1 pseudogene is annotated in these 318 nt (G+C 77.4%); it reads right to left on the bottom strand.

The annotated features are described in order from the left end of the window. Positions 1-318, bottom strand: a pseudogene (locus ACFQ87_RS37890) (ABC transporter permease); the annotation flags it as partial.

The raw sequence follows: 318 nt of genomic DNA, 5'->3' as shown, positions 1-318 counted from the left end.
CATCGCGACCGCCGCCAACGCGGGGACCAGCAGCCCCATCGGCGAGCGCCCCAGGATGACGGAGCCGAGCAGCCCGATCGCCGCCAGCGCCAGCGTGGGCGCCAGCGCGCACCCCCACGCCAGCAGCACGCTCCCGGCCGCGTCCGACGGCGACAGCAGGTGCCCGTCGACGCCGACCAGCGGCCGGTTCCCGACCGCCGCCAGCCCGCCGACCGTGCTCACGGCCACCAACCCGGCCACCAGCAGCACGAGCACCGTCGCGCTCGCCAGTGCCTTCGCCGCGAAGATCCGCCGCGGCGAGCGGACCGCCACCAGCAG

Origin of the sequence: Kitasatospora sp. NPDC056531, assembly GCF_042794375.1 — a bacterium.
Lineage (GTDB): Bacteria > Actinomycetota > Actinomycetes > Streptomycetales > Streptomycetaceae > Kitasatospora.
Note: the sequence above shows the minus strand (reverse complement) of the source record. Positions and strands in the feature narration are given on the sequence as shown.